Source organism: Caloramator quimbayensis (assembly GCF_900167605.1).
GTDB lineage: Bacteria > Bacillota > Clostridia > Clostridiales > Caloramatoraceae > Caloramator_B > Caloramator_B quimbayensis.
In genome coordinates this window covers 139,283-166,237 of record NZ_FUYH01000005.1, presented here as the reverse complement: position 1 = coordinate 166,237, position 26,955 = coordinate 139,283, and the positions used below count along the sequence as shown (strand labels likewise).

Here is a 26,955-nt window from a genome sequence, read left to right as displayed (position 1 = left end):
TTATAACCATTTTTTTCTCTTGAAATAAACAAACAACCCTGCGGATATAAAAGCCATAAGAAAAAGTGAATAAAAATATCCATACTTCCAACTATATTCGGGTATTTTAAAATTCATTCCATATATACCCGTTATAAGAGTAAGCGGCGAAAAGAACATAGCTATAATCGTAAAAAGTTTCATCAATCCGTTGGTTTTATTTGCTATTTCCGCTTCAAAAGCTTCCCTAACAAGGACAATATACTGAATAAGGCTCTCAAGGGAAAACATTAGCTTATCTATTTTCAGGTTTATTTGATTAAAATACCTGATACACTCTTTTTCAATTATGTTGTTTTCATTACAGAGCAAATTATCTCCTATATATCTTAAAGGAGCAACACATCTCCTTAAGGTATGTACTTGATGCCTTAAGTGTAAAAGCGCCTGCAGAAACTGCCCATCAGGGTTTTTCATCATCTGTATTTCAAGAGCATCCGCAGTATTTTCAAGCTTGTTTATAATTTCGTAATCGTTAAGTATAAGTCTATCTAAAATGTAGTATAAAAATTTTGATGGAGATTTTTCCTTTGAAAAAAATATGCTGTTCTTATAATTTATTATTTCATCCTGAAGTTCATTTAATATTTTAACGGTATTTTTTGATACTGTAACTATATAGTTTTTCCCTAAAAATATATTAAATTCATCGGGCTTTACAACCCCATTTTCATGTTTAAGGGAATTTAAAACAAGAAAGGTATAATTATCATAAAAATCTACCTTTGCAAACTGGCTTACGCTTTCGCATTCACTTAATGTATCGTATTCGAAGTTAAATAGATTCTTGTTATTTTTTTTAAGCTCCTCCGGATTCATATCAATCCAATAAAAACATTTACTATTAAAATCTATTTCATAATGTTCAATTTTATTTACTTCATTATCTATAGAATACACATTCATTAAATATCACCAGTTTTAATTATTCCCTTTTCAGTTATCAAATAATCCATATTTATATCATATAAATCATGAAATACATCATCAATAACTTGAAAACTATAGCATACACCTGCTTTTATTCCTTTATAATCCTTCAAAAATCTATCATAATATCCCGCTCCATAGCCAATTCTAAAACCATTATAATCATATGCAACCCCTGGGACAAAGATAATATCAATGCTGTTTTTATCTAAAACTTTACTACCCATAGGCTCAAGTATTCCATAATTTCCAATATGAAGTTCCTTTATATCCTCAACAATGCAGGGCAAAAGCTCTCTGTTGTCTTTTAAAGTCTTAGGCAGTATTATTGTTTTTTTATCCTCTATGCCTTTTTTTAATAAATCGTTAATTCTAACTTCGCTTTTTATGCTGCTATAAAGCATTATAGCAGTAGAATTTTTATAAAATGACCAGTTTATAATGTTTTTAATGATTTGGCTGCTTAGTTTGTCCAATTCTTCTTTATGAAAACTATCTCTCAAAAAAATCATCTTTTTTCTAATTTCTTTTTTCATACTTTCACCTTAAATTTAATGTTTATGATTATGACAACTGCATTTACCATCATTATTCATCATTTTATTTTCCTTTTCATCTACTATCTTAATTTTTTCAAGCTGTGATCTTAAATTTTCCTTAACAGATTCTACATAAAGTCTTCTCAATTCATATTGTTCTTTTTTTTCTTCTTCTGTCAGACCTCCTTCAGTCTGCTTTTTATATAATTCGTTAATTCTTTGTATTTGTTCTTTTGTTACCATATAATATCATCCTCTCTTTAATACATACTTATATAATAATGGTATCAACGAAATTATTATAACTAAACATAAAGATAAAATAAACTGCTTTGAATGTATATTTACAATATTACTGCCAAGGTATGTATAAACAAAGGCTCCAGGTACACTTCCTATAAATGTTCCAAATATAAAACTCGTCAATTTTATATTGGAAAAACCGGAAACATAACTTATTGCATCAAAAGGAAATATGGGCACCATTCTAAGTGCAGCGATATATAACGCTCCCTTGTTTTTAATTTTGTTTTCAACAGTTTTTATTTTATCTCCAAATAATTTTACAGCAAAACTTTTCCCTGCAATTCTTGAAATAAAAAAAGCTAATATTCCGCTTAAAGTCACTCCTATACAGGTTAAAATTGAGCCCAAAAATACACCAAAAGTAATTCCTGATGCTATTGCAAATACACCTGCAGGGAGAAGAAAAACCGAACGTATTGAACTTAATAGCAAATATATTGGAATAGCAAAATTTCCATAAGATTTTATAAAATCTCTAAATAGTTGAGGATTTTTTGTAACTGCTGCAATATCTCTTCTAAAATATATTACTACTCCTATCAGAATGATTAAAAAAAGTAATGCAGGAATGCGACTTTTTTTCATTAAATCATCCCCATCAATTTCTATAAATATATTATGCTATATTTAGATTATTTATCAAACAGAATTGTTTTTAATGGGGAGTATATCCTTTTACCTGATTTTTGTTCACTTTTCATAATAACTAATTTATCAAAAAATATTTCTTTATTAAATAAGCTCTCAGATTTATCAGCTATTTCATTAAAGGGTATTTTTAGTTCAACATCCTGAGCAATAGTAACATGAGGTACATATTTATTCTCTAATTTAAAACCATATAATGCCGTAGCTTCATCAACAATATTAAAAAGGTGATTAATTCTATCCAAAGGGTTTTTTACTTTTAAATATATAGTTCTTGTTGTTCTACCCACACCAAAGGCTCCAATGCCAGAAAAATTAAGTTTAAAACATTTAAAACCCTTTAATTTTTTATTCAGTTCATCATTTATCATGTCAATTGTTATCAAATCTGTTTCACCTAAGAATTTAAGAGTAAGATGAAAATTATCAATATACTTGAATCTTCCTGAATAACTGTTCTCTCTAATCATTTTTTGAATCTCTATAATTTCTTCCTTCGTCTTTTTATCAAATTCAAGAGTAATAAAGGTTCTCAAATTATCTTCCCCTTTTTAGTTTAGTATTTTCTTATGTTTTAAAGTACCAGAAAAATTTATAATTAGCAACCACTAATAGCTTTGCAAAAAAGAACTATTTTCTTATATGTAATAAAGAAAATAGTTCTATATATATCTTTTTATAAAAATTATTCAAACTTTTTTATATAATTTAAAGTCTTCTCTTATGTTTAAAAGGCTGCTATCAAGTTTATGAGTCGCATCAACAAAGCGAACAACCCCTGTTTCATATCTCATAACTACTGAATGGGTTTTAACTATATCCTGTTTATAGGTTATTCCTTTCAAAATATCACAGTCAGTAATCGCTGTTGCAGCAAAATATACATCATCTTCAGTTATAAGATCCTCAATTTCTAAAACTCGGCTTATATCCTCTATACCTGCCCTTTTACACATTTCAATCTGTCTTTCATTTTCCGGAAGAAGTTTTACTTGAATTTCTCCCCTAAGGCATTTTAAAGCTGCAGCTGCAAGAACACCCTCTGGTGCGCCGCCTATACCTATAAGCATATCAACTCCTGTATCTTCAAAAGCTGTTGCAAGGGCAGCCGCAACATCTCCTTCTTTAAAAAGTTTAACCCTAACTCCTATTTCCCTTGCTTCTTTTATTAGTTTTTCATGTCTTTGCCTATCCTGTATCATAACTGTAATTTCTTTAACATCCTTATTTAATGAATCTGCTATATTATAAATATTTTCTTTTAATGATAAATTGATATCTATTGAACCTTTAGCTTTAGGTCCTACTGCAATCTTTTGCATATATATCTGAGGTGCTCTGAAAATTCCGCCTTTTTTTGAAACAGCAATGGCTGAAATAGCATTAGGACTTCCCTTTGCAACAAGTATCGAGCCGTCTAATGGATCTGCAGCAATATCAAATTCCTCCTGACCATCCTCCCACATACCTACTTTTTCTCCTATGTAAAGAATAGGGCATTTATCAAGTTCGCATTCTCCAATAACTACTCTTCCTTTAATAGGCAGCAATTCAAATGCATGTCTTACACCATCAACTGCAGCCTTTTCTATAAGCTCAACACTTCCCCGTCCAAGAAGCTTAGAGCAAGAGAGAGCAGCTGCTTCTGTAACCCTTACAATACCCATGGCAATATCATACCGTTCCATACAAAAACCTCCAAATATAATTCTGATAAATATTATATCATATATTATTTGTATTTCAAATATATTGCACATAATTTAAGCAAGTAGAGTAATCTACTTGCTTAAATACAATTATATATATTTACATTAATCTAACAGGTATAATAATATCAAGCACGCCTATGACAAATGCAGCTAAAATGGCACCCCATATGCTAACAACGACTCCGCCAACTATGAACTGCGTTAGATAAATTATTAATGCCGATACTAAAAAACCTACCACTCCTCTTCCAAAAGGAGAAGCATTAAAATTAAATGCTGCAGATATTAAATAATCAATTGCTGCAATAACAATGGCCGCTAAAAAAGCCGTCCAAAAACCTGCAACAAAAAATCCGGGGACTATATAGCTTGTAGCCACTAACACGATTGCAGCTATAAAGAATCTAATAATTGCTCCTAAAAAGCTTGGTCTTGATTTTTCGACGTAGTGTGACATATATAAATTTCACCTCCGAAAATAGTATTTACTAATATATAAAAAATATACTATTTTTATGTATATGAAAAAAATCTATCCTATAGAGGATAGATTTTTTGGTAGTCCTAAGGGGACTCGAACCCCTGTTACCGCCGTGAGAGGGCGGCGTCCTAACCGCTAGACCATAGGACCATATTAAATTGGTAGTCCTAAGGGGATTCGAACCCCTGTTACCGCCGTGAGAGGGCGGCGTCCTAACCACTAGACCATAGGACCGCTGACAAAATATAGTTTATCATATTTTATAATAATGTCAATAGTTAAGCATAAAAAAACTCCCAACATGCCGCTGCCTGTTAATTTCATACCCGCACTCTCTGCAGGTGGGTGTTTTGCGGAATATATCTGCGATTCTAATAAATAGACACGGCATCCATATACCGACGCAAACTCCCTTACTTTATCTGTCGGTTGAAATTACAGGCTCGACGAACATCTCAGGATTTCGTATACTCATTATATCAAAAATGCTACGCAATGTTAAGAGAAATATATATCCATTATTACCATTAACTAACTTTACCATACAATCCTATTATTTATATACATCAACAAGCAATCCTTTTATCTCTTCAATCTTATCAGCAAACTCAATAGTACTTTTTTGATTTTCAATAAGTTCCTTTGTTATTTCATCAAGCTTTTTATTTATTATTTCAATTCTTACTCTTATTCCATAATTAAAAGGAGAGGATTCCTTCTTCAATATATATACATTCTTAACGACAAAGGATAAATATTCCTGTATCTTTGATTTGTACTCTTTTGCATCTTCTAAACTTCTTGTTGAGATAAGCTTTTTTCCTATATTTTCTATATTCCTTAGCATTCTCATCAGCTTCTGCTCTGTTTGATCCTTGTTTGCCATATCGAGAGATAGAGAGAAGGATTCTGATTTTATATTTTTATTTACGATGTTATTGTTATTAGTTACTTTTGATGTATTCACTGCTCTATTTATTCTCATAGAAATCCCTCCAAAATCAATTCTATATATATATCGTATATAAAGCGATTTTCTTAACAAAAAAGAGCAGAAATTCTGCTCTTTATCTTAATGCACTTGCTGCTTCTTTCATAAACTCCGGTATGTGAAACTTTTTATAATTGTTATTGAATTTCTCTAATAGTTTATAGGCAGTATCATAATATTTCTGCTTATCATTCCAAGTATTTACTTGATTAAGAATTTCCTCTGGAACGTTGCTGCATTTTTTGGGCATAAGCACATTGAAAATAGGATGCAGCTCATACTCAGCATTGTCAAGTTCTCCAGTTATAGCAGCCCTTACCATACTTCTTGTATAAGAAAGGCTAATCCTCTCCCCTACACCATAAGGTCCTTTTATCCATCCTGTGTTTACAAGATAAACATTGACATTATATTTTTCAATCTTTTCTCCAAGCATCTTAGCATAAAATAATGGGTTTAAAAGCATGAATGGTTCTCCATAGCATGCTGAAAAAGTAGCCACAGGCTCCTTTATTCCTCTTTCTGTTCCTGCAATTTTACTTGTATAACCAGATACAAAATGATACATCGCCTGTTCCTTTGAGAGTTTAGAAATAGGAGGCAACACTCCAAAGGCATCGGCAGTTAAAAACAATATAGTTTTAGGATGACTTCCTATTCCTTCAGTAGCAGCATTAGGTATATATTCTATTGGATATGCCGCCCTTGTATTTTCAGTATACTTAGAATCAGCATAATCCTCCCTGCCTTCTCCATCAATAACTACATTCTCAATCAAAGTTCCAAATCGAATTGCATTCCAAATTTGCGGCTCATTTTCCTTTGAAAGATTAATGCATTTAGCATAACATCCTCCTTCAAAGTTAAATATTCCATCTTCAGACCATCCATGCTCATCATCTCCTATAAGTCTTCTTTCAGGATCTGCTGACAGCGTTGTTTTACCCGTTCCAGAAAGTCCGAAGAAAAGAGCTGTATCATTTTCTTTTCCAATATTTGCAGAACAGTGCATAGATAATATACCATACTTTGGCATAAAGTAATTCATAACAGAAAAAATAGACTTCTTAAGCTCTCCGCAGTACATAGTACCGCCAATTATAATTAATTTTCTTTCAATATTTATAATTACAAATGCTTCCGAATTTGTTCCATCTGTTTCAGGATTTGCTTTAAATCCTGGAGCACATATAACCGTAAAATCAGGGTAAAAATCCTCAAGCTGTTTTTTCGTTGGTCTAATAAAAAGCTGATGAACAAATAAATTTTGTGAGGAAAGTTCATTAATAAACCTTACTGACATAGAATATCTTTTGTCAGCACCAACAAAACCATCAAACACATATATGTCTTTGTTTTGAAAATATGCCAGCAATCTTGCATATAGTCTTTCAAAATTCTCCTCACTAATCGCAATATTCGTATCTCCCCAATTTATATCATTGTGTATTTCTTTCGAATCAACAATGTATCTATCCTTTGGTGAACGTCCTGTATATTTCCCTGTATTAATGTTTAAAGCCCCTGATAATGTCAGGTTCCCTTCTCCTCTCAATATTGAATTTTCAACAAGTTTGCATACTGAGAGATTTCTATAAACATTTTTAAAATTAATTAATCCCAGATTATTTAATTCTTTTTCTATTTCCATAAGACCTCATCCCTTCATCTATATCTAATTCTATTATAAAATAATGAAGGGATAATTGCAAATTTGATTTATTTTAACATATTTCTTGCATTTTTCTATTTATTAATGTTATTTTCCATTTCATCCATCGCTTTATTTGCAAGTTCATCACATCTATTATTCAATTCATTATCAGAATGTCCTTCAACCTTTATAAATTCTACTTTATGATACTTAGTAAGTTCAATCAGCTTTTGCCATAGCTCTTTGTTTTTTACAGGTTTTTTAGCACTTGTAACCCAGCCGTTTTTCTGCCATTTTTGTATCCATCCTTTATTAAATGCATTTACAACATAAGCGGAATCACTGTATAATTCAACAAAGCATGGTTCTTTAAGCAGCAAAAGGGCATCTATAACTGCTGTAAGTTCCATTATATTGTTCGTAGTATTTTTAAAACCTTTTTTGACTTCTTTAACAACATCTTTGTATTTTAAAACTATTCCATATCCTCCTATAGTATTCTCCTTTCCGTTCCCCCTGCATCCTCCATCAGCATAGATTATAACCTTCTTCATAATTATATCTCCTCAACATAATCTATTTTTTATATTATATCAATTTTTTCGTTTAATACCTATTGTTAATTATAACATTAAATAACAAGGAAATATTTATGTAAATAATTTTACAATTTTCATAAAACAAGTATAATCTATATTATGTAAACTAAATTATCAAGGGGTGATTTCATGAAAAATATAAAAAAGAAAAGAATATTGATTCCCTTGGCTATTTTTATATTGATTGCTGGAATTTTCTTTAACTATAAATCCTCTTTAAAAAGCAAAAATATAATTCAGTACAATCAATTTTTAAAAGAAGTAGAAATGGGCAGCATAACCGATGTATATATCTCTAATAATGAAATGATAAAGATAAAATTTAAAAACAGCAAAATATTTTACACACAGAATCCAAGAACTGACACATTCAAAGAATTTCTACTTCTCAAAGGAATTAATGTACATGAAGGTAAAGGACCTATAAGCAGTGACATTATTCCCCTTTCACTCTTTTCATTCTTTATTATATCTGCAACTGTTTATCTAATTTCTTCCCGAGGCAAAAGTGTTTCAGGTGCATTCAAACTTTCAACAATAGATGCTGAAATAGAAAAAACTTCAGGTATTTCTTTTAATAATATTGCAGGAAACGATGAAGCAAAGGAAAGTATAAAAGAACTTGTTGATTTTATAGTTTCTCCTGAAAAATTTTCTAAATACAACGCAAGAATGCCAAGAGGAGTTATATTATATGGTCCTCCTGGAACAGGTAAGACTCTTATGGCAAAAGCTCTTGCAAGCGAAGCCAGTGTACCATTTTTTGCAGTAAACGGCTCTGATTTTGTACAGATATATGTAGGTGTCGGTGCAGGAAGAATTAGAGATTTATTTAAAAAAGCAAGAGAAAAGGGTAAGGCAGTTATTTTTATTGACGAAATCGATGCAATAGGTAAAAAAAGAGATTCAAGAGCCGATGGAGGTTCAGACGAAAGAGATCAAACCTTAAATGCTCTTCTTGCAGAAATGTCTGGTTTTAAAGACAGCGATGGGATTATTGTAATGGCTGCAACAAATCGTCTCGATACTTTAGACGATGCCCTTCTTCGTCCAGGAAGATTTGACAGGCACATAGAAGTTGGACTTCCTGATGTAAACGCAAGATACGAAATATTAAAGCTTCATAGCAGGAATAAACCTTTAGATGGAAACGTAGACCTATACTCAATAGCGCAAATGACTGTTTATTTTTCAGGTGCAAAACTTGAAAGTCTTATCAATGAAGCTGCAATACTTGCTGCAAAAGAAAACTCAGATTATATAACTATGGAACATATAGATAAAGCCTATGGAGTAGTTATTGCAGGTGCAGAAAAAAAGGATAGAAGCTTTTTAAAAGAAGAGGATAAAAAAATAACAGCCTATCATGAAGCAGGACATGCACTCATCACAAAACTCGTCTGTCCTGAAAACATCATAAAAAAGGTTACAATAATTCCAAGCACAAAGGGTGCTGGAGGATATACTCTAAATATTTCTCCTGACAGAATGTATCAAACAAAAAATAATCTTTTAAATAATATAAAAATAGCTCTTGGCGGAAGAGCCGCAGAGGAAATAATATTCGGAAAAGAAAACATCACAACTGGAGCCTATAAAGATATTGAAAATGCTACTAAAACACTGATTTTAATGTCCAAATACTACGGCATGTTTGACGCCACAGGTCTTTTAAATTACGAACTCCTTGAGAGAGAAGGCGTAAATAATTCACAGGAAATATTAAAAATATGCAACGAAAGCATTATAAAGCTATACGATGAAGTTGTTGCTCTTTTAAAGCAAAATAAGGATAAGCTCGATAAAATAGCCTTTGAACTTTTAAGCAAAGAAACTATTTACAATGATACAATTGATGAAATAGTAACTTCATGAAAAGCTGTAAGATTATTCTTACAGCTTTTTTAATTTACAAAGGAAAAATCCTTCCATGTCCTTTGAAGGTAAAATTTTAAGCATACCACCATTATTGTTAATATTATTAATTTTAAAATCAATCTCTATTTTATCTATTTTAAGTCCTAAGTTGGAGCATGCATATTCGACTATATTTTCATTTTCTTCCAAATTCAAAGTACAAGTAGAATAAACAAGTGTTCCACCTTTTTTAAGCACCTTAAAGCCGCTTTCAATCAACTTTTTCTGCAGATTGGAAAGCCTGTTTACTTCCTTTAATGACCAGCTTTTATATGTTATAGGCTCATTAAAAATAAATCTTCCTTCACCGCTGCATGGAGTATCAAGAAGCACCCTGTCAAATTCTTCCTTATACTCTTCCTTTATTTTTTCTCCTCTTCCCAATCTTACATCAGCGATTTTTACTCCCTGAAGAGATAAGTTGTATTTTAGTCTTTCAGCTCTTATTTTATCCACTTCATTTGCAATTATTTTGCCCTGATTTTCCATAAGCGCTGCTATTTGAGTGGTTTTGCTTCCAGGAGATGCAGCCATATCGAGTATTTTTTCACCCTTTTTAGGATTTAAAAGGATTGGCGGAATCATACTAGATAAGCTCTGCAGATATATATATCCATTTTTATAAATATCAAGTTGGCTTATTTCCTTTTCATGCATATTTTTTATGATAAAAGCATCCTCATACCACATAACTCTATCAAATTTAATATTTAAACGTCTAAAATCATTCATTAAACTCTGCCTGTCATACTTTAATGTATTTACTCTAAGGGTAGTAAGTCTCTCACTGCCCATTCCGTATAGAATTTTATCGGCAGTTATAGGTGTAAATTGTTTATAAAGCCTATCTATAAATTCTTTAGGTAATCTTTTCTTAACCTCTCCAATCGAAGCCACTTTTCTGCCTCCTTTTATTAAGTTAATCTTTTTATATTATAAGAAATTATAGTTAAACTTTAAAGTTTTTCAATTATAATATATTTTCTTGAATTTAAGTTTTTATAATACTAAAATATATTGTGATACATTATTTTGTTTAAAAGGAGAAAAAAACATGGCTTTTACATTTGATTGGAAAGAAGATAGAAATTTAACTCTTCTTGTTGATTTTTATGAAATTACAATGGCTAACGGATATTTACGAAACGGTGTTGAAAATAAAACAGCCTATTTTGATATGTTTTTCAGAAAAGTTCCTGATGATGGTGGATTTTGTATTATGGCTGGACTTCAGCAATTGATAGAATACATGAAGAATTTAAAATTCACAAAAGAAGATATTGAATTTTTAAAAAGTAAAAATGAATTTGATGATACATTTATAAACTATCTTGAGAATTTCGAGTTTACCTGCGATGTCTGGGCAATTCCAGAGGGTACACCTATTTTCCCTGGGGAACCTCTTGTTATAGTAAAAGGTCCTATAATGCAGGCACAATTTGTAGAAACGATGATTCTTCTAACAATTAACCATCAAACCCTAATAGCAACAAAAGCAAACAGAATCGTAAGAGCTGCTCAGGGTAAACCAGTTCTCGAATTTGGTTCAAGAAGGGCTCAAGGATATGACGGTGCTATTTTTGGTGCAAGAGCAGCATATATTGGAGGATGCACTTCTACAGCATGTACTATCGCTGAAAAATTGTTTGGAATACCTGCTGTTGGTACAATGGCTCATAGCTGGGTACAATTGTTTGATAATGAAATCGATGCTTTTAGAGCATGGGCAAGAGCTTATCCAGATAATTGCCTTCTCTTAGTTGATACATATAACGTTTTAAAATCAGGGATTCCAAATGCAATAAAGGTTTTCAATGAAGAACTTGTGCCAAAGGGTATAAGGCCAAAAGGCATAAGAATTGACAGCGGTGATATAAAATATCTTACAGAAAAGGCAAGAAAAATGCTTGATGATGCTGGTTTTAACGATTGCAGTATAGTAATTTCAAACTCACTTGATGAATATATAATAAGGGATGTTTTATCTCAAGGTGCAAAAATCGATTCCTTTGGGGTTGGTGAAAGGCTTATAACAGCAAAGTCAGAACCAGTATTTGGAGGAGTATATAAATTAGTTGCTGTTGAAGAAAACGGGAAAATAGTCCCCAAAATAAAAATAAGTGAAAATGCAGAAAAAATAACAAATCCCGGTTTTAAACAAATATACAGACTTTTTGATAAATCAACTAATAAAGCCATAGCTGACCTTATAACTTTTGCTGGTGAGGTTATTGATGAATCAAAACCTCTAAAAATATTTGATCCTATTTATACATGGAAGAAAAAAACTATTACAAACTTCTATGCTAAAAAGCTATTAATAAAAATATTTGATAAGGGCAAATGTATATATAATAGCCCATCAGTTAAAGAAATAAGAGATTTTTCTATAAGTCAAATGGATACTTTATGGGATGAAGTATTAAGATTCGAAAACCCTCACAATTTTTATGTAGATTTATCGCTTAAATTATGGACTGCAAAACAAAAATTACTTAAAAAATTTACTCTATCGGAAGAATAAAGGCAAAAACTCTTTAAGCATCCCTAAAATTTAAGCCCATGTTACAGCTTATATGTGAAATGCCCCCACTTACAGAAGTGGAGGCTTCCTCTGATTAGTTAAAATGCGTAACATGGGTTTTACTAACTCTTTAAGCTTTCTGCAGGCTTTGCAGTTTTTTCTCATATATTTCTACATCCTCGTCAAGTTTTAATTTCCTGCAGCAAAGAATTAAATGATATAAAATGGATTTTGAAACCTTGCTCCTTTTATTACAATTTTCATAAGCATATTTTAGCACTGTATAAGCCGATTCAAAGTTTTTCTTTAAAAGAAGTATTTGCCCAAAATAATCCCATATTATGCTGTTCGCACCATATGTCATAATAAATTTAATTATCCTTTTTTCTATGCTCTCATAATCTTTTCTATTTCTAATCTCAAGTCCTATTATATCAAGCTTTATTTTTATGTCATAAATACACTCTTCATACATTATTTTAAAAATTTTTTGTCCAAAGTCATTGGTTGAATAAATAAAATTGCCATCTTCTGTCTCAGCTATATCTATTAATCCCATGCCCTTCAAACAAATATCAATAAAATATTTGCTGTATGGAATGGATTCTGCTCTTGCAATTCTAAATCTATCGCTCGATATCTCAATCAGCACTTCATCCTCTTTTATATTAAGCATTTCACTTATATCAACTGTAAGTTCTTTTTTATCTTTGAAAATTGAAGAAAAAATTGGGATAATCTCTTTTATATCATTATCAGTATCAAAACTTTTAGAATCTGCAATATTCCAGCCTGCACTGTAAAAAAGTAGATATAAAATAGCAGCATATCTTTCTTCTGCTGATAATCTTGAGAGGCATCTTCCTTTTTTTGTAGCTTCAAAACCATTGTTCTTTTCTTCAAGAAGCTTTAAACTGCATAATATAGATTTTAAAACCGATATATTTTCACTACCATTTTCCTTTCCTAAAGGAACATCATTTAGTATTCTGTCGATTAAATCCATTGTTTCAATATCATATACATTTATATCCTCAACAGCTTTGATTACTAAAGATGCAAACCTGTTTGTTGTTATATCTTTTATAAATTCCTTAGAATCATCCTTTCTTCCTGTCATTCTGTCATACTTATCAAGATAATAATCTATATCTGAAAACATTCTTTTATAATAGGCTATTTTACCGCCTTTTATGAATTTATTTATTTTCAGAAATTCTGTTAATGTCATCATGGCGTCAAGCATTTTAGGTATTCCATCTCTTCCTCCAAGCTCAGCATCAATTAGTGTAATCATATCTGTGAATTCTTCAAAGCAATAACTATCTATTGTCTCGAGAGTTTCTTGAAAGAAAAACAAAACATTATTTATCAAAAGCCTGACGACATTAATATTATAATTTATTGTTTCATCATCGTATCCAATATCTCTCATATATTTTTCAAAGGAAATCAGTTTTTCTTTATCTGTCATATTATACACCACCTATATATTTTCTATTTTAAATTATTAACATTAAAAGTTATTTTTAATCATGGTGTATAAAAAAACAGCCAAAAGGCTGTTTATAAAACATCTATAATATTAGATACTGTAAACTCATCTACATCAATAAAGCTCTCTCTTTCAAGTATATCCCATAAATAATGAGCATCAGAGGATTTTATAAATCTGTAGTCAGGTTTTATAATTTTAGAATCCTTCAATCTCTTTAAATCTTCATATTTACTGTATTCTACTGTCTTAATAGGGAGATTATCTGGAATAAAACCAAGATTGTAAATGACACTGAAAGAATTTCTATCTATATGCGCAGGAATAAATGCACCATTTAATTTTTTAACCAAATTACAAGCCTCATTAAAAGATATATTTGAAGATGTTAAAAGAAGTCTATCGTTTATACCAATTACATTATCTCTGCAGTCAAATAATATTTGTTCTCCAAAAACATTTGGTCTGTTTTTCAACTGCGGCAATGAATTATATACTAAATCTTGAAAAGTCATAGCCGATTCAATATTTCTAAAAAGGCATAGTGCATGTACATCTTCTCTTGTCTGTATTTCCATGCCAGGAATCACCAAAATTCCTGCAGTTTTACCCGCTTCAATACAAGATTTTGCATTTTCACAGCTGTTATGATCTGTTATAGCTATTGCATCAAGACCTTTTAATTTAGCCATATTTACAATATTATTTGGTGTCATATCGCTATCCCCGCAGGGGGATAGTGCTGTATGAATATGAAAGTCAATATATATATGCATATCAAACTCCTATTTGGCTTAATTTTAAACACAATTCATAGGAATTCATGCTCGACTTAATTACAGGTATTGCTTCCTGATTTGATTTTTCTAAGGTTACATCTTCAATTTCTATATCTTCCGGTATTATGATACATGATAATTCAAGCAAAGATGCAACAGCAATTATATTAGGATGAACCTGAACAGTAATCCAGGCATTTCCTTTAACTGCATGGGACATTACCCAGCTTAAAAGGTCGCAGGTATATACTCCTTTAACCTCTTTTTCTATACCACCAAATCCTGAAACTACCTTTAAATTTAATTTTTCTACCAAATCACTAACTTTCATTTTACTTCTCTCCTTTTTTCAGCATAATACATTCATCAAGAGTTGAAAATCCTCTAACGACATCTTCAGCAAAAGCTTTGCATGAAGGTGAACCGCATTGTCCGCAATCTATACCTGGTAGTAAATTTATTATTTCATTCATATACTTCATTTTTTTTACTGCGCTTTCAAAATCATCGGCAAGCCTGAGGCCTTTTGAGGCTTTTGTATAAACATCGCTTAAAAAATCCTTTTGATATTTTTCATTTATTCTATTAAATCGATTTGTAAAATTTAATTGTACGCAATATTTCTTGATAATCCTTTTAGCATTAAAAGGATTATCTACAAGAAGTATGCCCCCAAGGCATCCCCCTGTACATGCATGGGCTTCAATAAAATCAACATCATCAAACTTTCCTTTTTCTATGTCATCAAGCACTCTTATAACGTTTTTAACCCCATCTACTTCTATATGCTCTTTAATATGCATAGAAAAGCTTTGTCCCCCAGTCGTTGCCCATCTTAATCCTGTACAGGACATAGATGCAGATTCATTCGCATCAATATTCTTATTATTTTTATTAATAAACTTTATAATTTTTGAATAAACATCGCTTATTGCAATAGAGCCATTTATTTGAGACTTAGAATCAAGCTGAGTATTTTTTATTTTCGTTATCCACCCGACACATGGAGTCAAAAATATAACTCCTACCTCTTCATCATTATAGCCTAACTTTCTATATTTATCTCTAATTAAATAAGCAGCAACTTCTATTGGAGTTAAAACCTTTACTACATGTTCCATAAGCTCAGGGTAACTTTCATTTATTAATCTCACTATGCTTGGACAAAATGGTGAAATTGCTGGTTTAGGAACCTTTGATATTTCCTTTCTTGTTATTTCAGATACTATATCACATGCATAGGTTATATCATAAACCTCATCAAACCCAAGGCTTTTTACAGCTTCATTGATAATCACTGGATTAATATAATCTCCAAATTGAGTATATAACGTTACCGAAGGAATTGCTATTTTAACTTTAAAATTTTCAATATTAAAAGTTTCATCCTTCTCAGCAACATGAGCATTATATGGGCAGACTCTTATACATTCTCCGCAGTCAATGCATCTATCAGTATAAATAACAGCTTTAGAATTTTTTACTCTTACAGCCTCCACAGGGCAATTTATCATACATTTCGTACAGCCCTTGCAATTTTCTTCTATCAACTTTACTGAATGAAATATATCTTTCATTATATCACCTTAATCAATATTAATTATCATTTTTATAAGTGTATATTCCCCTAAAACTGACTCTATATAAAAATTATTACTGCTCCTTTTCATATTAGGAAGACCCATTCCTCCTCCAAATCCCATCTCTCTTGCTTCCTCTGACGCTGTTGAATAGCCTTCCTGCATTGCAAGATTGATGTTTTCTATTCCAGGTCCCCTATCCTTTGCAGTAATCTCAATTTTATCTTTATATATAACGGCTTCTATTTCTCCTCCTAAACTATGAATGACAATATTCATTTCTGCTTCATAACATCCCACGCAGGCTCGCCTTATTACACTATTATTAATCCCAAGCTGCATTAAAGCTTTTTTTAAGCTGCTCGAGGCCTCACCACCCCTTATATAATCACCGCTTAAAACGTCATAGTGAAGCTTTATATATTCATCGTGCATTTATTAATTTCAGCTCCTTTTAAACCATTAACATATAATATACCACATGTATTAAACAATATATGTTTAGTTGAAATAAGGCATATATCCTTTTCCTGCGCAAGTTTTATAACCTGCTCATCCGGTCTTTTTCCTCGAACATAAATTATACATTTTATATCCATCATTTCTGCTGTTCTTACAGCTTGTATATTTGTAAGCCCTGTCAAAAGTATTGTATCTTTGTTTACAAGAGATAACACATCACTCATAAGATCGCTTCCAAATGCAAAATTTACTTCATAATCAAGTTTTTCTCTTCCGCATAATACCTCTGCATCCAACAAATTTACTATTTCCTTAAGTTTCATCATTTATCCCCCGACTTTTAAATTTATTTTTATAATTATTATAATAATCTTTATATACTGTCAATTCAAGTTAAAATTTTTCAAAATATTATTAAAATAGAAAGTAATTTATTCCAATTTTTATTACTTTATTAAAATTAGTTATTGATTATGAAGAAAAATGCCTGCACTAATAATAAATGTGCAGACATTTTTTAACTATAGTAAAAATATATTGTTCTTCTCGCATTCTTCAATCATTTTATCCGGCCATACAGCAGCTTGCACTTCACCTATATGTGCTTTTCTTAAAAAGTACATGCAAATTCTTGACTGACCGATTCCACCTCCAACTGTATAAGGTAGCTGACCTTCAAGAAGCATTCTATGGAATTCAAGTTCTTTTCTTTCTTCGCAGCCGCTCATTTTAAGCTGCCTTTTTAGAGCGTCCTCATCTACTCTTATACCCATCGATGATAATTCATAAGCGATTTCAAGTACAGGGTTCCAAAATATTATATCTCCGTTTAATGTCCAATCATCGTAATCCGGAGACCTTCCATCATGCTTTTCTCCAGACTTTAACTCTGCGCCAATCTGCATAATAAATACTGCACCTTTTTCTTTTGCAATAATGTTTTCTCTTTCTTTTGGTGAAAATTCCGGATATAAATCTTCAAGCTCTTGAGTAGTTATAAAGCTTATTTTTTCTGGAAGTATTTTTGTAAATTGAGGATAAAGTTTTGCTACATAATCCTCAGTTGCTTTAAATACGCTGTAAATGGCCTCAACTATCTCCCTTAATTTATCCACAGTTCTATCTTCTTTTCTTATTACCTTTTCCCAGTCCCACTGATCAACATAAACCGAATGAAGATTATCAAGATCTTCGTCTCTTCTTATTGCATTCATATCAGTGTAAAGTCCTTCTCCTACGCTAAATCCATATCTTTTTAAAGCCATCCTTTTCCATTTTGCAAGGGATTGAACTATTTCAACATCTTTGCTATCTATTGCCTTAACATCAAAGGATACAGGCCTTTCATATCCATTTAGATTGTCGTTTATACCTGTCTCAGGTCTTACAAATAAAGGTGCTGATACTCTTGTAAGGTTTAATTTTTTAGATAGTTCAGCCTGAAAAAAATCTTTAATTTTCTTTATAGCTATTTCTGTCTCTCTTATATCAAGAAATGGTTTATATCCTTCTGGTATTATTAAACTTTTTACAATATCACTCATTTTATAAATCCTCCTATAATTTTATATTTATACAATTGCACGGCCATGCATTTTTTATAAAAAAAAACCTTCCATCCAAGGGACGAAAGGTTTGTTTCCGCGGTACCACCCAAATTAGCATAAGGCTCACTCTATCAGTACGGAATATAAAATATTCGATACTGTCCACTCTATAACGGTATGGCTCCGTCTAAGCCTACTCTCAAAAAGATTTCGGTTAGATACTCTGGGATGTTCTTCGGTACAGCCCTCATGTTGATCTTCCACCGTCATCAACTCGCTATAACTACCTCTGTACTTACTCTTCCCTTCAATGTATTTGCCTTTATTAATTATTTATAATTATACATACCTTCAATATACTTGTCAAGCAAAAATTATTTTTTCTGCAAAAATTTTATACAGGATTAATTGGAGCTCTTCCATTTAATACTTCAACTATGTTTTGTGCTGCCATCATTGCCATCTTTCCTCTTGTTTCTATTGTAGCACTTCCAATATGCGGAAGTAAAATAACATTGCTCAGCTTTATAAGTTCCTTATTAATTTCTGGTTCTTTTTCAAATACATCAAGTCCAGCTCCCCATATTCTTCTTGACTTTAATGCATAGGCGAGCGCTTCTTCATCAACGACAGGTCCCCTCGATGTATTTATAAGTATTGCGCTTTTCTTCATGAGGCTTAGCTCTCTTTCCCCTATTAAATGATATGTTCCCTTATTTAAAGGAACATGTATTGATATAAAGTCTGATTCCTTAAGCAAAGTATCTAAATCAACGAATTTGGCAGAAGTATCATTTTCAAAGGTTTCATCTCTGTTTCTCTTAGTATATAATATTTTCATATTAAATCCTATAGCTCTTTTTGCAACTGCTTTTCCTATACGTCCTGCCCCGATTATTCCAAGAGTCTTATTTGCAACGTCCTGTCCTAAAAACAGCGTCGGTCCCCATTCTTTAAAAAGTCCTGCTCTTGTATAGCTGTCAGCTTCTACAATACGCCTTGAAACGCCTAATATAAGAGAGAAAGCTAAATCCGCAGTTGTATCCGTTAAAACATCTGGAGTATTTGTTACAACTATTCCATGTTTTTTTGCTTCTTCAACATCTATGTTGTTATAACCTACGGCACAATTAGCAATAATTTTTGTCCTGCCTGCCTTTTTAATAATATCTTTATCTATTATATCCGTTAAAAGACACATAATTGCATCACAATCAGATACATTCTCTAATAATTCTTCTTTTGAAAGGGTTTTTTCCTTTTCATTTATTTTAACATTAAAATACTGTTTTAAATATTCTATAGATTCCTTTGACATTACTCTTGTAACAAATACATTCATTTTTACCCTCCACACAAACATTAATTATATCAATAATTTATTTACACCAGTTTATAAACTCCTCAAATATTCTAAGCATTATAGGATGCTTTTTAATCATTATCTCAGGATGCCACTGAACTGCCATTATAGGCTTTGTCTTATGTTCAATTGCTTCTATAATGCCATCTGAAGATGTAGCAGATACAATAAAATTATTTGGCACCGTCTTTGCTGCTTGGTGATGAAAACTATTAACAAGAAGCCTTTCGTTTTCAAATATTTTAAATAATCTCGTATTAGGAAGAATATCTACATAGTGTCCTATATCGTTTATGCTTGCCCTTTGCATATGGTTAATATATGAAGACTCATTTTCACTCAAATCCTGAAAGAGCTTTCCTCCAAAAGCAACTGTCATAATCTGCTGTCCCCTGCTTATTCCAAGAATAGGCATATCCTTTTCAATTGCCGCCTTTACAATAAAAAGCTCGCATAAATCCCTCGGAGTATATGTAAATCCCACATATTTGCTTGGCTCCTCTCCATAATAAATAGGATTAACATCAAATCCTCCGGATAAAATTATTCCATCAAGGGAGTCCATTATTTTAAGTATATCCTCCTCCTTATTGATTATTGGAATAATTACGGGGACTCCGCCAGCTTCTATAACCGCATCAATAAATTCCTTTGAAACAAAGTATCTCTCCTGCCCTAAGGACATACCCTTTTCAGATATCATGTAATCGCTGGTTATTCCAATAAAAGGTTTTCCCATAAAACCGCCTCCAAATACTTCTTTTTAAATAAAGCAAATGATAAAATATATATATAATAATATATTTCCATATATTATTAAAATTAATTATAAGGTTTTTGATTTAATCATACAATAATTTAATTAATAAAAAATTAAAGGAAGTGATAAATTGAAAAGGGTGTATCTTGATAACAGCGCTACCTCTTACCCTAAAGCACCTGATGTATCAAAATTCATATGCGATTATATAGATAATATAGGTGGAAATGTTGGAAGGGGAACATATCAAACATCTTATACTTCTGGACATGTGGTTTATGAAACAAGGGAGCTAATCTGCGATTTATTTAAGTTCAGCAATCCTCTAAATGTAGTATTCACTATGAACATAACCCAAAGCATTAATATGCTCCTTCGCGGAATTTTAAAAAAGGGAGACCACGTTATCGTATCTTCAATGGAGCATAATGCAGTTATGCGCCCATTAACTTCCCTTTCAAAATCAGGGATTTTTTTTGATAAGGTACAATGCGATATATATGGAAGATTAAATCCCTCTAATATAGAAAAACACATAAAACCAAACACTAAACTTATAGTTATGACTCATGCCTCAAATGTATGCGGAACGATAATGCCTATTGAAGAAATTGGAAATATATGCAGGAAGCATGGCCTTTATTTTTTCCTCGATTCTGCTCAAAGCGCAGGGGTTCTCAACATAGATTTTGATAAATTAAATCTTACGGCTTTAGCCTTTACAGGCCACAAAGGCTTATTAGGTCCCCAGGGCGTTGGAGGATTTATTATAAAAGATGATATTGTAAATGAAATAAACCCGATTATAGAGGGGGGAACAGGCAGTTTATCCGAATCTGAAGAGCAGCCTGACTATATGCCGGATAAGTTTGAATCAGGAACCTTAAACATACCTAATATATTTGGTTTAAACGCTTCATTAAAATTTATAAAATCAATAGGAATAGATTCAATTCACCAAAAAGAAATGGAACTTACAAAACGTTTTTTAGATGGTATTCAAAACATAGATGGAATTAAGCTTTCTGGTTTAAACAGCGTTGAAGGCAGGACTGCCGCTATATCTCTCGATTTTGTAAATTTAGATAATTCCGAAGTGGCTTTTACGCTTGATAGGGAATTTGGAATAATGACAAGAGTGGGACTTCACTGTGCACCTTCAGCACATAAAACCCTCGGTACATTTCCAAAGGGCACAGTAAGATTTTCCCCTGGATATTTTACAACCTTTGAAGAAATAGACTATACTATAGAGAGCATAAATAAAGTCATTAAAATGTTATAAGGCAGGTTTCTCCTGCCTTAAATTTTATTTTCAAAGGTTCCTCTAACTTTAATTTCCTTATCCTTCATCATAATCTGCCCCTTTGATATTACTGTATCAATTTCAAGGCTGTTTTTGTCTAAAAGCACAATGTCTGCATCAAGCCCCTTATCTATCCTGCCCTTATTTTTAAGCTTCAAAATAGCTGCTATATTTGAAGTTATAACCTTTATAGCTTTTTCAAAGGGTACCTTTTCTTCAATCACCGCATCCCTGATTTCATAATAAAGAGATGTTACCTTTCCTATTCCAAGACCAATAAACTCTTTTTTATCGTTGAACATAGGAAGGCTTCCCTGGCCGTCAGAAGTAAAGGTTATATGGCTAATATCTACTCCCTCATCTAAGCATATTCTAAGGGCTTTACTTGCTTTTACTTCTCCTTCTTCCCAAAATACAGGGTCAGAACTTGTTGTAAAATCTATATACCCTCCTGCCTTTGCATATTTAATTCCCTCATTAAACAGTTTAATATTTCTGTTCATATGAGTCGGTAAAAATTGAGAAAATGGAATTTCAGTCTTCTCAACGATTTCATATAAGTATCTTAGCATTCTGCCTCCATCTCCAAGGTGGAAATTTACAACTCCAGCCTTTCCAGATAATACTCCTCCAACCCTAACATCTGCAGCAAGCTGCGTAACAGCATCAATGCTCGGCTGCGATGAGCGGTGGTCGGAAAGTGCTATTTCACCTGCCCCAATTACTTTGTCAATCAATATAATATCCTTCATTAAACTTCCTGTAATAGTTGTTACTGGTACTCTATAAGAGCCTGTATAAATGTATGTAGTTATTCCTTCCTCCTCAAGCCCTCTTGCCTTTGCAAGAAGCCCTTCCATGCTTCTTGTTACTCCATCAGTACCAAGGCATCCAACAACTGTTGTTATACCTCCTCTTATGATATCAGAGAGCATTATTTCAGGAGTTCTTGTTTTATATCCTCCTTCTCCTCCTCCGCCGAGAATATGAACATGGGAATCAATAAATCCTGGTGCAGCAATCTTGTCTTCTCCGTTTATTTGTTCAAATTCAATAAAAGGGATTTTTTCAATATTAATATTTTCAAAAACCGCTCCAATTTTATCGCCTATAATTAGTATATCGCCTTTTCCTATATATTCAGGTGTATAGATTTCTGCTCCTTTTATAAGTTTTATCATTTTATCCCTTCCTCGCCGTTTTATTTTGTATGGGCAAGTTAAAAACCTGCCCATACATTAACTAAAATCTTATTATTACACCAATTATTATAAAAACAGTTCCGAGAGCAAATAAAAATCCCTGCATCTTAATCTGCCACTTTGCCCACTTAGCCCAATTTATTTTAGCTACACCTAAAACCCCCATAAGACACGCTGATGTTGGTACGATGAGATTAGTAAAGCCATCTCCAAGCTGGAACGCAAGACATGCAACCTGTCTTGAAACTCCAACAAGGTCAGATAAAGGAGCCATTATCGGCATTGTAATTGCAGCCTGCCCTGATCCCGATACAACAAAGAAATTGAATACAGATTGAAATACATACATTACCCATGCACAAAGAACCCCTGGGAGTCCTCTCAGCGCACTTCCCATTCCATGCAGTATAGTATTTAATATTGTGGAATCAGTTGGACTTGTTCCTCCAATAACAACAAGTATCCCCTTTGCCATACCAACTACAAGAGCTGCACCAACTAAATCAGATGCTCCATTTTGAAAGGCTTTTGCCATATCAGTAACAGTCATATTGTTAAGCTTAAATATAACGCCTATAATACCAGCTACAAGGCCCATTACAAAGAATTGAGATGCAATTTCCGGTATATAATAACCTTTCTTTGTTACTCCCCAAATTATCCATACTATTCCAATACCTACTGTCAAAAGCACTAATTTATGACCTAATTTAAATTCAGAGTTGATATCTTCCTTTGATTTAAATTCATCTCTAAAATACTTATCTGTTTCATAGGAAAGAGATTTTGTAGGATCCTTTTTTATTTTCTTTGCATACATCATAGTATATATTAGTCCTGCGGATGTACATATTATCCACATAACTATTCTAAAACCTGCACCTGACATTACTGGAACTCCAGAAATGCCCTGTGCTACAGCAATGCTGAAGGGATTCATCCAAGAAGTTGCAAAACCTATTTGACTCGCTACATAGGTTATACATACTCCTACTACTGCATCGTATCCTAAGGCTATAACAAGAGGTATGACTATCATAGCAAAGGGTATGGTTTCCTCAGACATACCAAATACTGCACCGCCAAGAGAAAATAGTACAAATAATATAGGAATTATTGCAGCAGCATTTGTCTTTGTTCTTTTAATCATTGATAAAATTCCTGAATCCACAGCTCCAGTTTTTAAAATGATACCAAAAGCTCCTCCAATAACAAGTATAAAAGCTACAACTCCAACTGCAGAACCCCATTTGTCACCGCTTACTAATCCTTCAAACATATAGTTTAACATTCCATATCCGCCAAAATCTTCAGTTCCCCAAAGTCTTGCAGGTTTTCTGACTGCATTTCCTTGTTTGTCTACCTCATATTGAAACGAATCTGCTATAACAACTGTCTTAGTTTTTTCCTGACCTTTATAGTTATATTTAACCTTTGTAGTCTCAAATTTTCCTACAGGTACAATAAATGTTAAAAGCCAGCAGATAAGTACTATAAAAAATATTATGGTATAGGTATGCGGCACTTTTACCTCCTTATTTTTAACTGTCTGTGCCGAAGGTGATTTTTTTACTGTCGGTTCACTCATTATTATTCCCCCTCTAATAAAATTTACTTATATTAATAGCAAATCCCATGCCAAAATATGATTATTTAAAATTATCAAAATAACACCAATTTAGATGCATATTATATTAAAATTGGGTTATATTGGCTTTTATAAAGCCCAATATAACCCAATTAAAGCATTTGTTTTACCTTTTCAATTCCCAAGCAGGTTAAAGTCGTTCCTCCTTTACCTTTTGTTTTACTAATTAATCCAAGTTTCTCAAGTTCATCTAAACGATTTCTTATCATTTGTTCTGTCAGATTAAAACCTTTTTCCTTTGCAGATTTGGATAGAGATAGTCTTGTTGCTCTTTGACCCTTCTTCATTACTTCATAGATATTCTCTAATATAAATTTATAATCTCCTCTTACTTCAATATCAGAATATTCCTTATCTTCTACGGCTTCTAAACCATTAAAGAAACTATCCTGAGGCAAATCATTTATACATATATTTTTTTTATCACATACTGCAATAATATAATCTATTGTATTTCTAAGTTCTCTTACATTTCCGGTCCATTGCATGCTGCAAAGCTTTTTTAAAACTTCATCATCAATTTCAATATCCTCTAATCCTCTTTCACATAAAAAATATTTAATTAAAGCTATAACATCTTCAGGACGTTTCCTTAAAGGAGGAATATTTATATAAAGTACCTTAAGCCTATGATATAAGTCCATTCTAAACAAACCTTTTTTAACAAGTTCAGTTAAATTTTGATTTGTTGCAGCTATTACTCGTACATCTATAGGGATAATTCTGTTTCCTCCTATCCTCATTACTTCCTTTTCCTGCAGAACTCTAAGAAGCCTCGATTGAACTTTTAGGGATACATCTCCAATTTCGTCAAGAAAAATCGTACCTCCATTAGCTTGTTCAAAAAAACCCATTTTCCCACCTTTTAAAGCACCAGTAAAGGCTCCTTCTTCATAGCCAAAAAGCTCACTTTCAACAAGACTTTCTGGAAGAGAAGAAAAATTTACAGCAACAAAGGGCTTGTTTTTTCTTGCAGAATAATTATGTACCGCAGATGCAAATAATTCTTTCCCTGTACCGCTCTCTCCTTCTATAAGAATAGACAAATCTGATAACGAAAGCTTTTTCGCAATATCTTTTATGTTATTTATTTCTTTACTTACACCAACTATATCATCAAATGTATATTTCGCATAATATCCCCTTGAATAAAGTTCATATCTATATTTCTTTTCTAACTCAATAGTATCCTTTACGCTTTTGAAAGTAATTACGGTTATTCTATCTTCTTTTAATGAAAATTTAGTTAAAACAAACTCGCTTTCCTTAATTTTTATAATTTTTGATGTATCTTCCTTGCCGTTAAGTATAAATTCTCTTAAATTAAAATCATTAATTATTTGTCTTATATTTTTGCCTATGATATTTCCATGCCTTATTCCAAGAAGACATTTTAAATTTTCATTAAAAGCTGTAATTATTCCCTCATTATCAATTGCAAGAATCCCATCTCTAACTCCGTCCATAACAGATACTATATGATTATATGCTTTGGTCATTTCATTCGATATTAAAGCAAGCTTTTTAGCAAGCTCTATTATTTTACTCATATATTTTGAAGATATGCTTTCCCATTTGTCATCAAGAAGGTTGAATTCTTTCAATATTTCTGCAATTGTTGTCATATCTATTAGCCTTGGTCCTATATCGATTACATTTTCAATTCCCTTTGGTACTATATTTTTCTCTCCAGGGGTTATGGCATATTTTACTTTTTTGCTAAGCTTGCACCCCGGATAAAAAGGAATATAATTAATATGATTAAGTCCTAATTTTTCAAAGCATTCTATACAATCATAAGCAGTTTCCATACAATCATTAACAAAAAGTACATCCTCTTTATACGGTATAGATAAAATCTTTTCTATCTTGCTATAATTTAAAACTCTTCTTCCTATAATTACTTTTGAGGTTTTGCCTACATGTTTTATTGCCTCTTCATAAATAAGAGAAGTAGAAATTATAACAAGATCTGCATTAATAGTTTCATTAATTCCTTCATCCGTTGCAAATGCCTTTATGCTCAAAATGTCTCCTATATAATTCTCAAGCTGTTCCTTTAGTGTAACAAGTGTATTATCTGTTCCTGTAATTAATGCAAGGGTTTTTTTCATACTATCACCTGCTGAAAATAATTTTATTATTATAATTCTCCTATTTTTTCTTTAATCCTTTTTATTCATTAAATATAATTCATAATTGAATTATTTTTTAAGTTATTGTATAATATAAAAAAATTAATAGAAAAAGTCGATGATAAGGGAAAGTACCTTAGTGATAACTTTAAGCGAGCAGAGGATGGTGGAAGCTCTGTAGTTTTAGCTTTGGGAATAGAGCCTTTAAGACGCTGCCGGAAAGTGCAAAGCATTAGTATGGTAAGTCCCTGATAGGGTTAAAAAATGAGTGGGCAACTGCCAATTAGAGTGGTACCGCGGTCAAACCGTCTCTTTGCTGAGACGGTTTTTATTTTTAT

At 32.0% G+C, this 26,955-nt stretch carries 26 protein-coding genes, 2 tRNA genes, 1 other RNA gene and 2 other annotated features; of the genes, 3 read left to right on the top strand and 26 right to left on the bottom strand.

Annotated elements, in window-relative coordinates; all coding sequences use genetic code 11:
- The 13 genes from B5D15_RS04805 to rnhA all read right to left on the bottom strand — a co-directional run bounded on the left by B5D15_RS04805 (position 1) and on the right by rnhA (position 7,854).
- Positions 1–945, bottom strand: coding sequence for a magnesium transporter CorA family protein (locus B5D15_RS04805; RefSeq protein ID WP_078695980.1), 945 nt, complete (start codon positions 943–945; stop codon positions 1–3).
- Positions 945–1,505: a 5-formyltetrahydrofolate cyclo-ligase gene (locus tag B5D15_RS04800; protein WP_078695979.1), complete on the bottom strand. Its 561-nt coding sequence runs from the start codon at positions 1,503–1,505 to the stop codon at positions 945–947. The genes B5D15_RS04805 and B5D15_RS04800 overlap by 1 nt, the downstream gene beginning before the upstream one ends.
- Before the next feature lie 15 nt (positions 1,506–1,520).
- Entirely contained in the window at positions 1,521–1,751 is a 231-nt protein-coding gene (locus B5D15_RS04795) for a DUF896 domain-containing protein (protein ID WP_078695978.1), read from the bottom strand.
- 6 nt (positions 1,752–1,757) lie between these two features.
- Entirely contained in the window at positions 1,758–2,399 is a 642-nt protein-coding gene (locus B5D15_RS04790) for a TVP38/TMEM64 family protein (RefSeq protein WP_078695977.1), read from the bottom strand.
- A gap of 47 nt (positions 2,400–2,446) precedes the next feature.
- Positions 2,447–2,998: an RNA 2',3'-cyclic phosphodiesterase gene (gene thpR, locus B5D15_RS04785; protein ID WP_078695976.1), complete on the bottom strand. Its 552-nt coding sequence runs from the start codon at positions 2,996–2,998 to the stop codon at positions 2,447–2,449.
- A 153-nt stretch (positions 2,999–3,151) separates the two neighbouring features.
- Positions 3,152–4,150: a class II fructose-bisphosphatase gene (glpX, locus tag B5D15_RS04780; RefSeq protein ID WP_078695975.1), complete on the bottom strand. Its 999-nt coding sequence runs from the start codon at positions 4,148–4,150 to the stop codon at positions 3,152–3,154.
- A gap of 121 nt (positions 4,151–4,271) precedes the next feature.
- Positions 4,272–4,631 carry a phage holin family protein gene (locus B5D15_RS04775; RefSeq protein ID WP_078695974.1) on the bottom strand — a complete coding sequence of 120 codons (360 nt, stop codon included), beginning with the start codon at positions 4,629–4,631 and terminating at the stop codon, positions 4,272–4,274.
- Positions 4,632–4,730: 99 nt separating this feature from the next.
- A tRNA-Glu gene (locus B5D15_RS04770) sits at positions 4,731–4,805 on the bottom strand.
- 9 nt (positions 4,806–4,814) lie between these two features.
- Positions 4,815–4,889: transfer RNA gene (locus B5D15_RS04765), tRNA-Glu, on the bottom strand.
- Positions 4,890–4,944: 55 nt separating this feature from the next.
- A non-coding RNA gene (gene ssrS / locus B5D15_RS04760) (6S RNA) lies at positions 4,945–5,120 on the bottom strand.
- A gap of 88 nt (positions 5,121–5,208) precedes the next feature.
- A complete protein-coding gene (locus tag B5D15_RS04755) occupies positions 5,209–5,640 on the bottom strand; it encodes a YaaR family protein (RefSeq protein ID WP_078695973.1) in 432 nt (143 codons plus the stop codon).
- A gap of 82 nt (positions 5,641–5,722) precedes the next feature.
- A complete protein-coding gene (pckA, locus tag B5D15_RS04750) occupies positions 5,723–7,297 on the bottom strand; it encodes a phosphoenolpyruvate carboxykinase (ATP) (protein ID WP_078695972.1) in 1,575 nt (524 codons plus the stop codon).
- Between the two features lie 95 nt (positions 7,298–7,392).
- Positions 7,393–7,854, bottom strand: coding sequence for a ribonuclease HI (gene rnhA, locus B5D15_RS04745; RefSeq protein WP_078695971.1), 462 nt, complete (start codon positions 7,852–7,854; stop codon positions 7,393–7,395).
- Between the two features lie 174 nt (positions 7,855–8,028).
- Between rnhA and B5D15_RS04740 the strand changes: the two genes are divergently transcribed.
- A complete protein-coding gene (locus B5D15_RS04740) occupies positions 8,029–9,774 on the top strand; it encodes an ATP-dependent metallopeptidase FtsH/Yme1/Tma family protein (protein ID WP_078695970.1) in 1,746 nt (581 codons plus the stop codon).
- Between the two features lie 18 nt (positions 9,775–9,792).
- Here B5D15_RS04740 and B5D15_RS04735 read toward each other — a convergent pair whose 3' ends face one another.
- Positions 9,793–10,713 carry an RsmB/NOP family class I SAM-dependent RNA methyltransferase gene (locus B5D15_RS04735; RefSeq protein ID WP_179122195.1) on the bottom strand — a complete coding sequence of 307 codons (921 nt, stop codon included), beginning with the start codon at positions 10,711–10,713 and terminating at the stop codon, positions 9,793–9,795.
- A 157-nt stretch (positions 10,714–10,870) separates the two neighbouring features.
- Between B5D15_RS04735 and B5D15_RS04730 the strand changes: the two genes are divergently transcribed.
- Positions 10,871–12,340, top strand: a complete 1,470-nt coding sequence (locus B5D15_RS04730) for a nicotinate phosphoribosyltransferase (protein WP_078695968.1) — start codon at positions 10,871–10,873, stop codon at positions 12,338–12,340.
- A gap of 130 nt (positions 12,341–12,470) precedes the next feature.
- Here the strand turns inward: B5D15_RS04730 and B5D15_RS04725 are convergent, their stop codons facing one another.
- The 9 genes from B5D15_RS04725 to B5D15_RS04685 form a co-directional block, all read right to left on the bottom strand.
- Positions 12,471–13,814 (bottom strand): hypothetical protein, encoded by a 1,344-nt coding sequence (locus tag B5D15_RS04725; RefSeq protein ID WP_078695967.1) that lies wholly within the window; start codon positions 13,812–13,814, stop codon positions 12,471–12,473.
- 92 nt (positions 13,815–13,906) lie between these two features.
- Positions 13,907–14,611, bottom strand: coding sequence for a PHP domain-containing protein (locus tag B5D15_RS04720; protein WP_078695966.1), 705 nt, complete (start codon positions 14,609–14,611; stop codon positions 13,907–13,909).
- Position 14,612: 1 nt separating this feature from the next.
- Positions 14,613–14,945: an AraC family transcriptional regulator gene (locus B5D15_RS04715; protein ID WP_078695965.1), complete on the bottom strand. Its 333-nt coding sequence runs from the start codon at positions 14,943–14,945 to the stop codon at positions 14,613–14,615.
- Position 14,946: 1 nt separating this feature from the next.
- Positions 14,947–16,191 (bottom strand): [Fe-Fe] hydrogenase large subunit C-terminal domain-containing protein, encoded by a 1,245-nt coding sequence (locus B5D15_RS15685; RefSeq protein WP_078695964.1) that lies wholly within the window; start codon positions 16,189–16,191, stop codon positions 14,947–14,949.
- 9 nt (positions 16,192–16,200) lie between these two features.
- Positions 16,201–16,629 carry an ATP-binding protein gene (locus B5D15_RS04705; protein WP_078695963.1) on the bottom strand — a complete coding sequence of 143 codons (429 nt, stop codon included), beginning with the start codon at positions 16,627–16,629 and terminating at the stop codon, positions 16,201–16,203.
- A complete protein-coding gene (locus tag B5D15_RS04700; protein ID WP_078695962.1) occupies positions 16,611–16,979 on the bottom strand; it encodes a DRTGG domain-containing protein in 369 nt (122 codons plus the stop codon). The genes B5D15_RS04705 and B5D15_RS04700 overlap by 19 nt, the downstream gene beginning before the upstream one ends.
- Before the next feature lie 198 nt (positions 16,980–17,177).
- Entirely contained in the window at positions 17,178–18,200 is a 1,023-nt protein-coding gene (asnA, locus tag B5D15_RS04695; protein ID WP_078695961.1) for an aspartate--ammonia ligase, read from the bottom strand.
- A gap of 75 nt (positions 18,201–18,275) precedes the next feature.
- Positions 18,276–18,523 (bottom strand) — a binding site (T-box leader).
- Between the two features lie 74 nt (positions 18,524–18,597).
- A complete protein-coding gene (locus B5D15_RS04690) occupies positions 18,598–19,545 on the bottom strand; it encodes a 2-hydroxyacid dehydrogenase (protein WP_078695960.1) in 948 nt (315 codons plus the stop codon).
- Positions 19,546–19,582: 37 nt separating this feature from the next.
- Positions 19,583–20,305: a gamma-glutamyl-gamma-aminobutyrate hydrolase family protein gene (locus B5D15_RS04685; RefSeq protein WP_078695959.1), complete on the bottom strand. Its 723-nt coding sequence runs from the start codon at positions 20,303–20,305 to the stop codon at positions 19,583–19,585.
- Positions 20,306–20,456: 151 nt separating this feature from the next.
- Here B5D15_RS04685 and B5D15_RS04680 point away from each other — a divergent pair, with 151 nt between their 5' ends.
- Positions 20,457–21,611, top strand: coding sequence for an aminotransferase class V-fold PLP-dependent enzyme (locus B5D15_RS04680; RefSeq protein WP_078695958.1), 1,155 nt, complete (start codon positions 20,457–20,459; stop codon positions 21,609–21,611).
- A gap of 17 nt (positions 21,612–21,628) precedes the next feature.
- Here the strand turns inward: B5D15_RS04680 and iadA are convergent, their stop codons facing one another.
- The 3 genes from iadA to B5D15_RS04665 form a co-directional block, all read right to left on the bottom strand.
- The gene (iadA, locus tag B5D15_RS04675; protein WP_078695957.1) at positions 21,629–22,813 is read right to left on the bottom strand and encodes a beta-aspartyl-peptidase; all 1,185 of its coding nucleotides are present in this window, start codon (positions 22,811–22,813) and stop codon (positions 21,629–21,631) included.
- A gap of 61 nt (positions 22,814–22,874) precedes the next feature.
- Positions 22,875–24,422, bottom strand: a complete 1,548-nt coding sequence (yfcC, locus tag B5D15_RS04670) for a putative basic amino acid antiporter YfcC (protein ID WP_078695956.1) — start codon at positions 24,420–24,422, stop codon at positions 22,875–22,877.
- Positions 24,423–24,574: 152 nt separating this feature from the next.
- Complete coding sequence (locus B5D15_RS04665; protein ID WP_078695955.1) at positions 24,575–26,596, bottom strand: sigma-54 interaction domain-containing protein; 2,022 nt, start codon at positions 26,594–26,596, stop codon at positions 24,575–24,577.
- A 130-nt stretch (positions 26,597–26,726) separates the two neighbouring features.
- Positions 26,727–26,933, top strand: a binding site (T-box leader).
- Positions 26,934–26,955: the final 22 nt, after the last annotated feature.

Bases quoted from the DNA above. Each gene is read 5' to 3' on its own strand.
- B5D15_RS04700 (WP_078695962.1), bottom strand. From the start codon at position 16,979: ATGAAACTTAAGGAAATAGTAAATTTGTTGGATGCAGAGGTATTATGC.
- iadA (WP_078695957.1), bottom strand. From the start codon at position 22,813: ATGATAAAACTTATAAAAGGAGCAGAAATCTATACACCTGAATATATA.
- B5D15_RS04685 (WP_078695959.1), bottom strand. From the start codon at position 20,305: ATGGGAAAACCTTTTATTGGAATAACCAGCGATTACATGATATCTGAA.
- pckA (WP_078695972.1), bottom strand. From the start codon at position 7,297: ATGGAAATAGAAAAAGAATTAAATAATCTGGGATTAATTAATTTTAAA.
- glpX (WP_078695975.1), bottom strand. From the start codon at position 4,150: ATGGAACGGTATGATATTGCCATGGGTATTGTAAGGGTTACAGAAGCA.
- B5D15_RS15685 (WP_078695964.1), bottom strand. From the start codon at position 16,191: ATGAAAGATATATTTCATTCAGTAAAGTTGATAGAAGAAAATTGCAAG.
- B5D15_RS04775 (WP_078695974.1), bottom strand. From the start codon at position 4,631: ATGTCACACTACGTCGAAAAATCAAGACCAAGCTTTTTAGGAGCAATT.
- B5D15_RS04730 (WP_078695968.1), top strand. From the start codon at position 10,871: ATGGCTTTTACATTTGATTGGAAAGAAGATAGAAATTTAACTCTTCTT.
- B5D15_RS04800 (WP_078695979.1), bottom strand. From the start codon at position 1,505: ATGAAAAAAGAAATTAGAAAAAAGATGATTTTTTTGAGAGATAGTTTT.
- B5D15_RS04790 (WP_078695977.1), bottom strand. From the start codon at position 2,399: ATGAAAAAAAGTCGCATTCCTGCATTACTTTTTTTAATCATTCTGATA.
- yfcC (WP_078695956.1), bottom strand. From the start codon at position 24,422: ATGAGTGAACCGACAGTAAAAAAATCACCTTCGGCACAGACAGTTAAA.
- B5D15_RS04720 (WP_078695966.1), bottom strand. From the start codon at position 14,611: ATGCATATATATATTGACTTTCATATTCATACAGCACTATCCCCCTGC.
- B5D15_RS04725 (WP_078695967.1), bottom strand. From the start codon at position 13,814: ATGACAGATAAAGAAAAACTGATTTCCTTTGAAAAATATATGAGAGAT.
- B5D15_RS04715 (WP_078695965.1), bottom strand. From the start codon at position 14,945: ATGAAAGTTAGTGATTTGGTAGAAAAATTAAATTTAAAGGTAGTTTCA.
- asnA (WP_078695961.1), bottom strand. From the start codon at position 18,200: ATGAGTGATATTGTAAAAAGTTTAATAATACCAGAAGGATATAAACCA.
- B5D15_RS04740 (WP_078695970.1), top strand. From the start codon at position 8,029: ATGAAAAATATAAAAAAGAAAAGAATATTGATTCCCTTGGCTATTTTT.
- B5D15_RS04795 (WP_078695978.1), bottom strand. From the start codon at position 1,751: ATGGTAACAAAAGAACAAATACAAAGAATTAACGAATTATATAAAAAG.
- rnhA (WP_078695971.1), bottom strand. From the start codon at position 7,854: ATGAAGAAGGTTATAATCTATGCTGATGGAGGATGCAGGGGGAACGGA.
- B5D15_RS04755 (WP_078695973.1), bottom strand. From the start codon at position 5,640: ATGAGAATAAATAGAGCAGTGAATACATCAAAAGTAACTAATAACAAT.
- B5D15_RS04690 (WP_078695960.1), bottom strand. From the start codon at position 19,545: ATGAATGTATTTGTTACAAGAGTAATGTCAAAGGAATCTATAGAATAT.
- B5D15_RS04805 (WP_078695980.1), bottom strand. From the start codon at position 945: ATGAATGTGTATTCTATAGATAATGAAGTAAATAAAATTGAACATTAT.
- B5D15_RS04665 (WP_078695955.1), bottom strand. From the start codon at position 26,596: ATGAAAAAAACCCTTGCATTAATTACAGGAACAGATAATACACTTGTT.
- B5D15_RS04705 (WP_078695963.1), bottom strand. From the start codon at position 16,629: ATGCACGATGAATATATAAAGCTTCACTATGACGTTTTAAGCGGTGAT.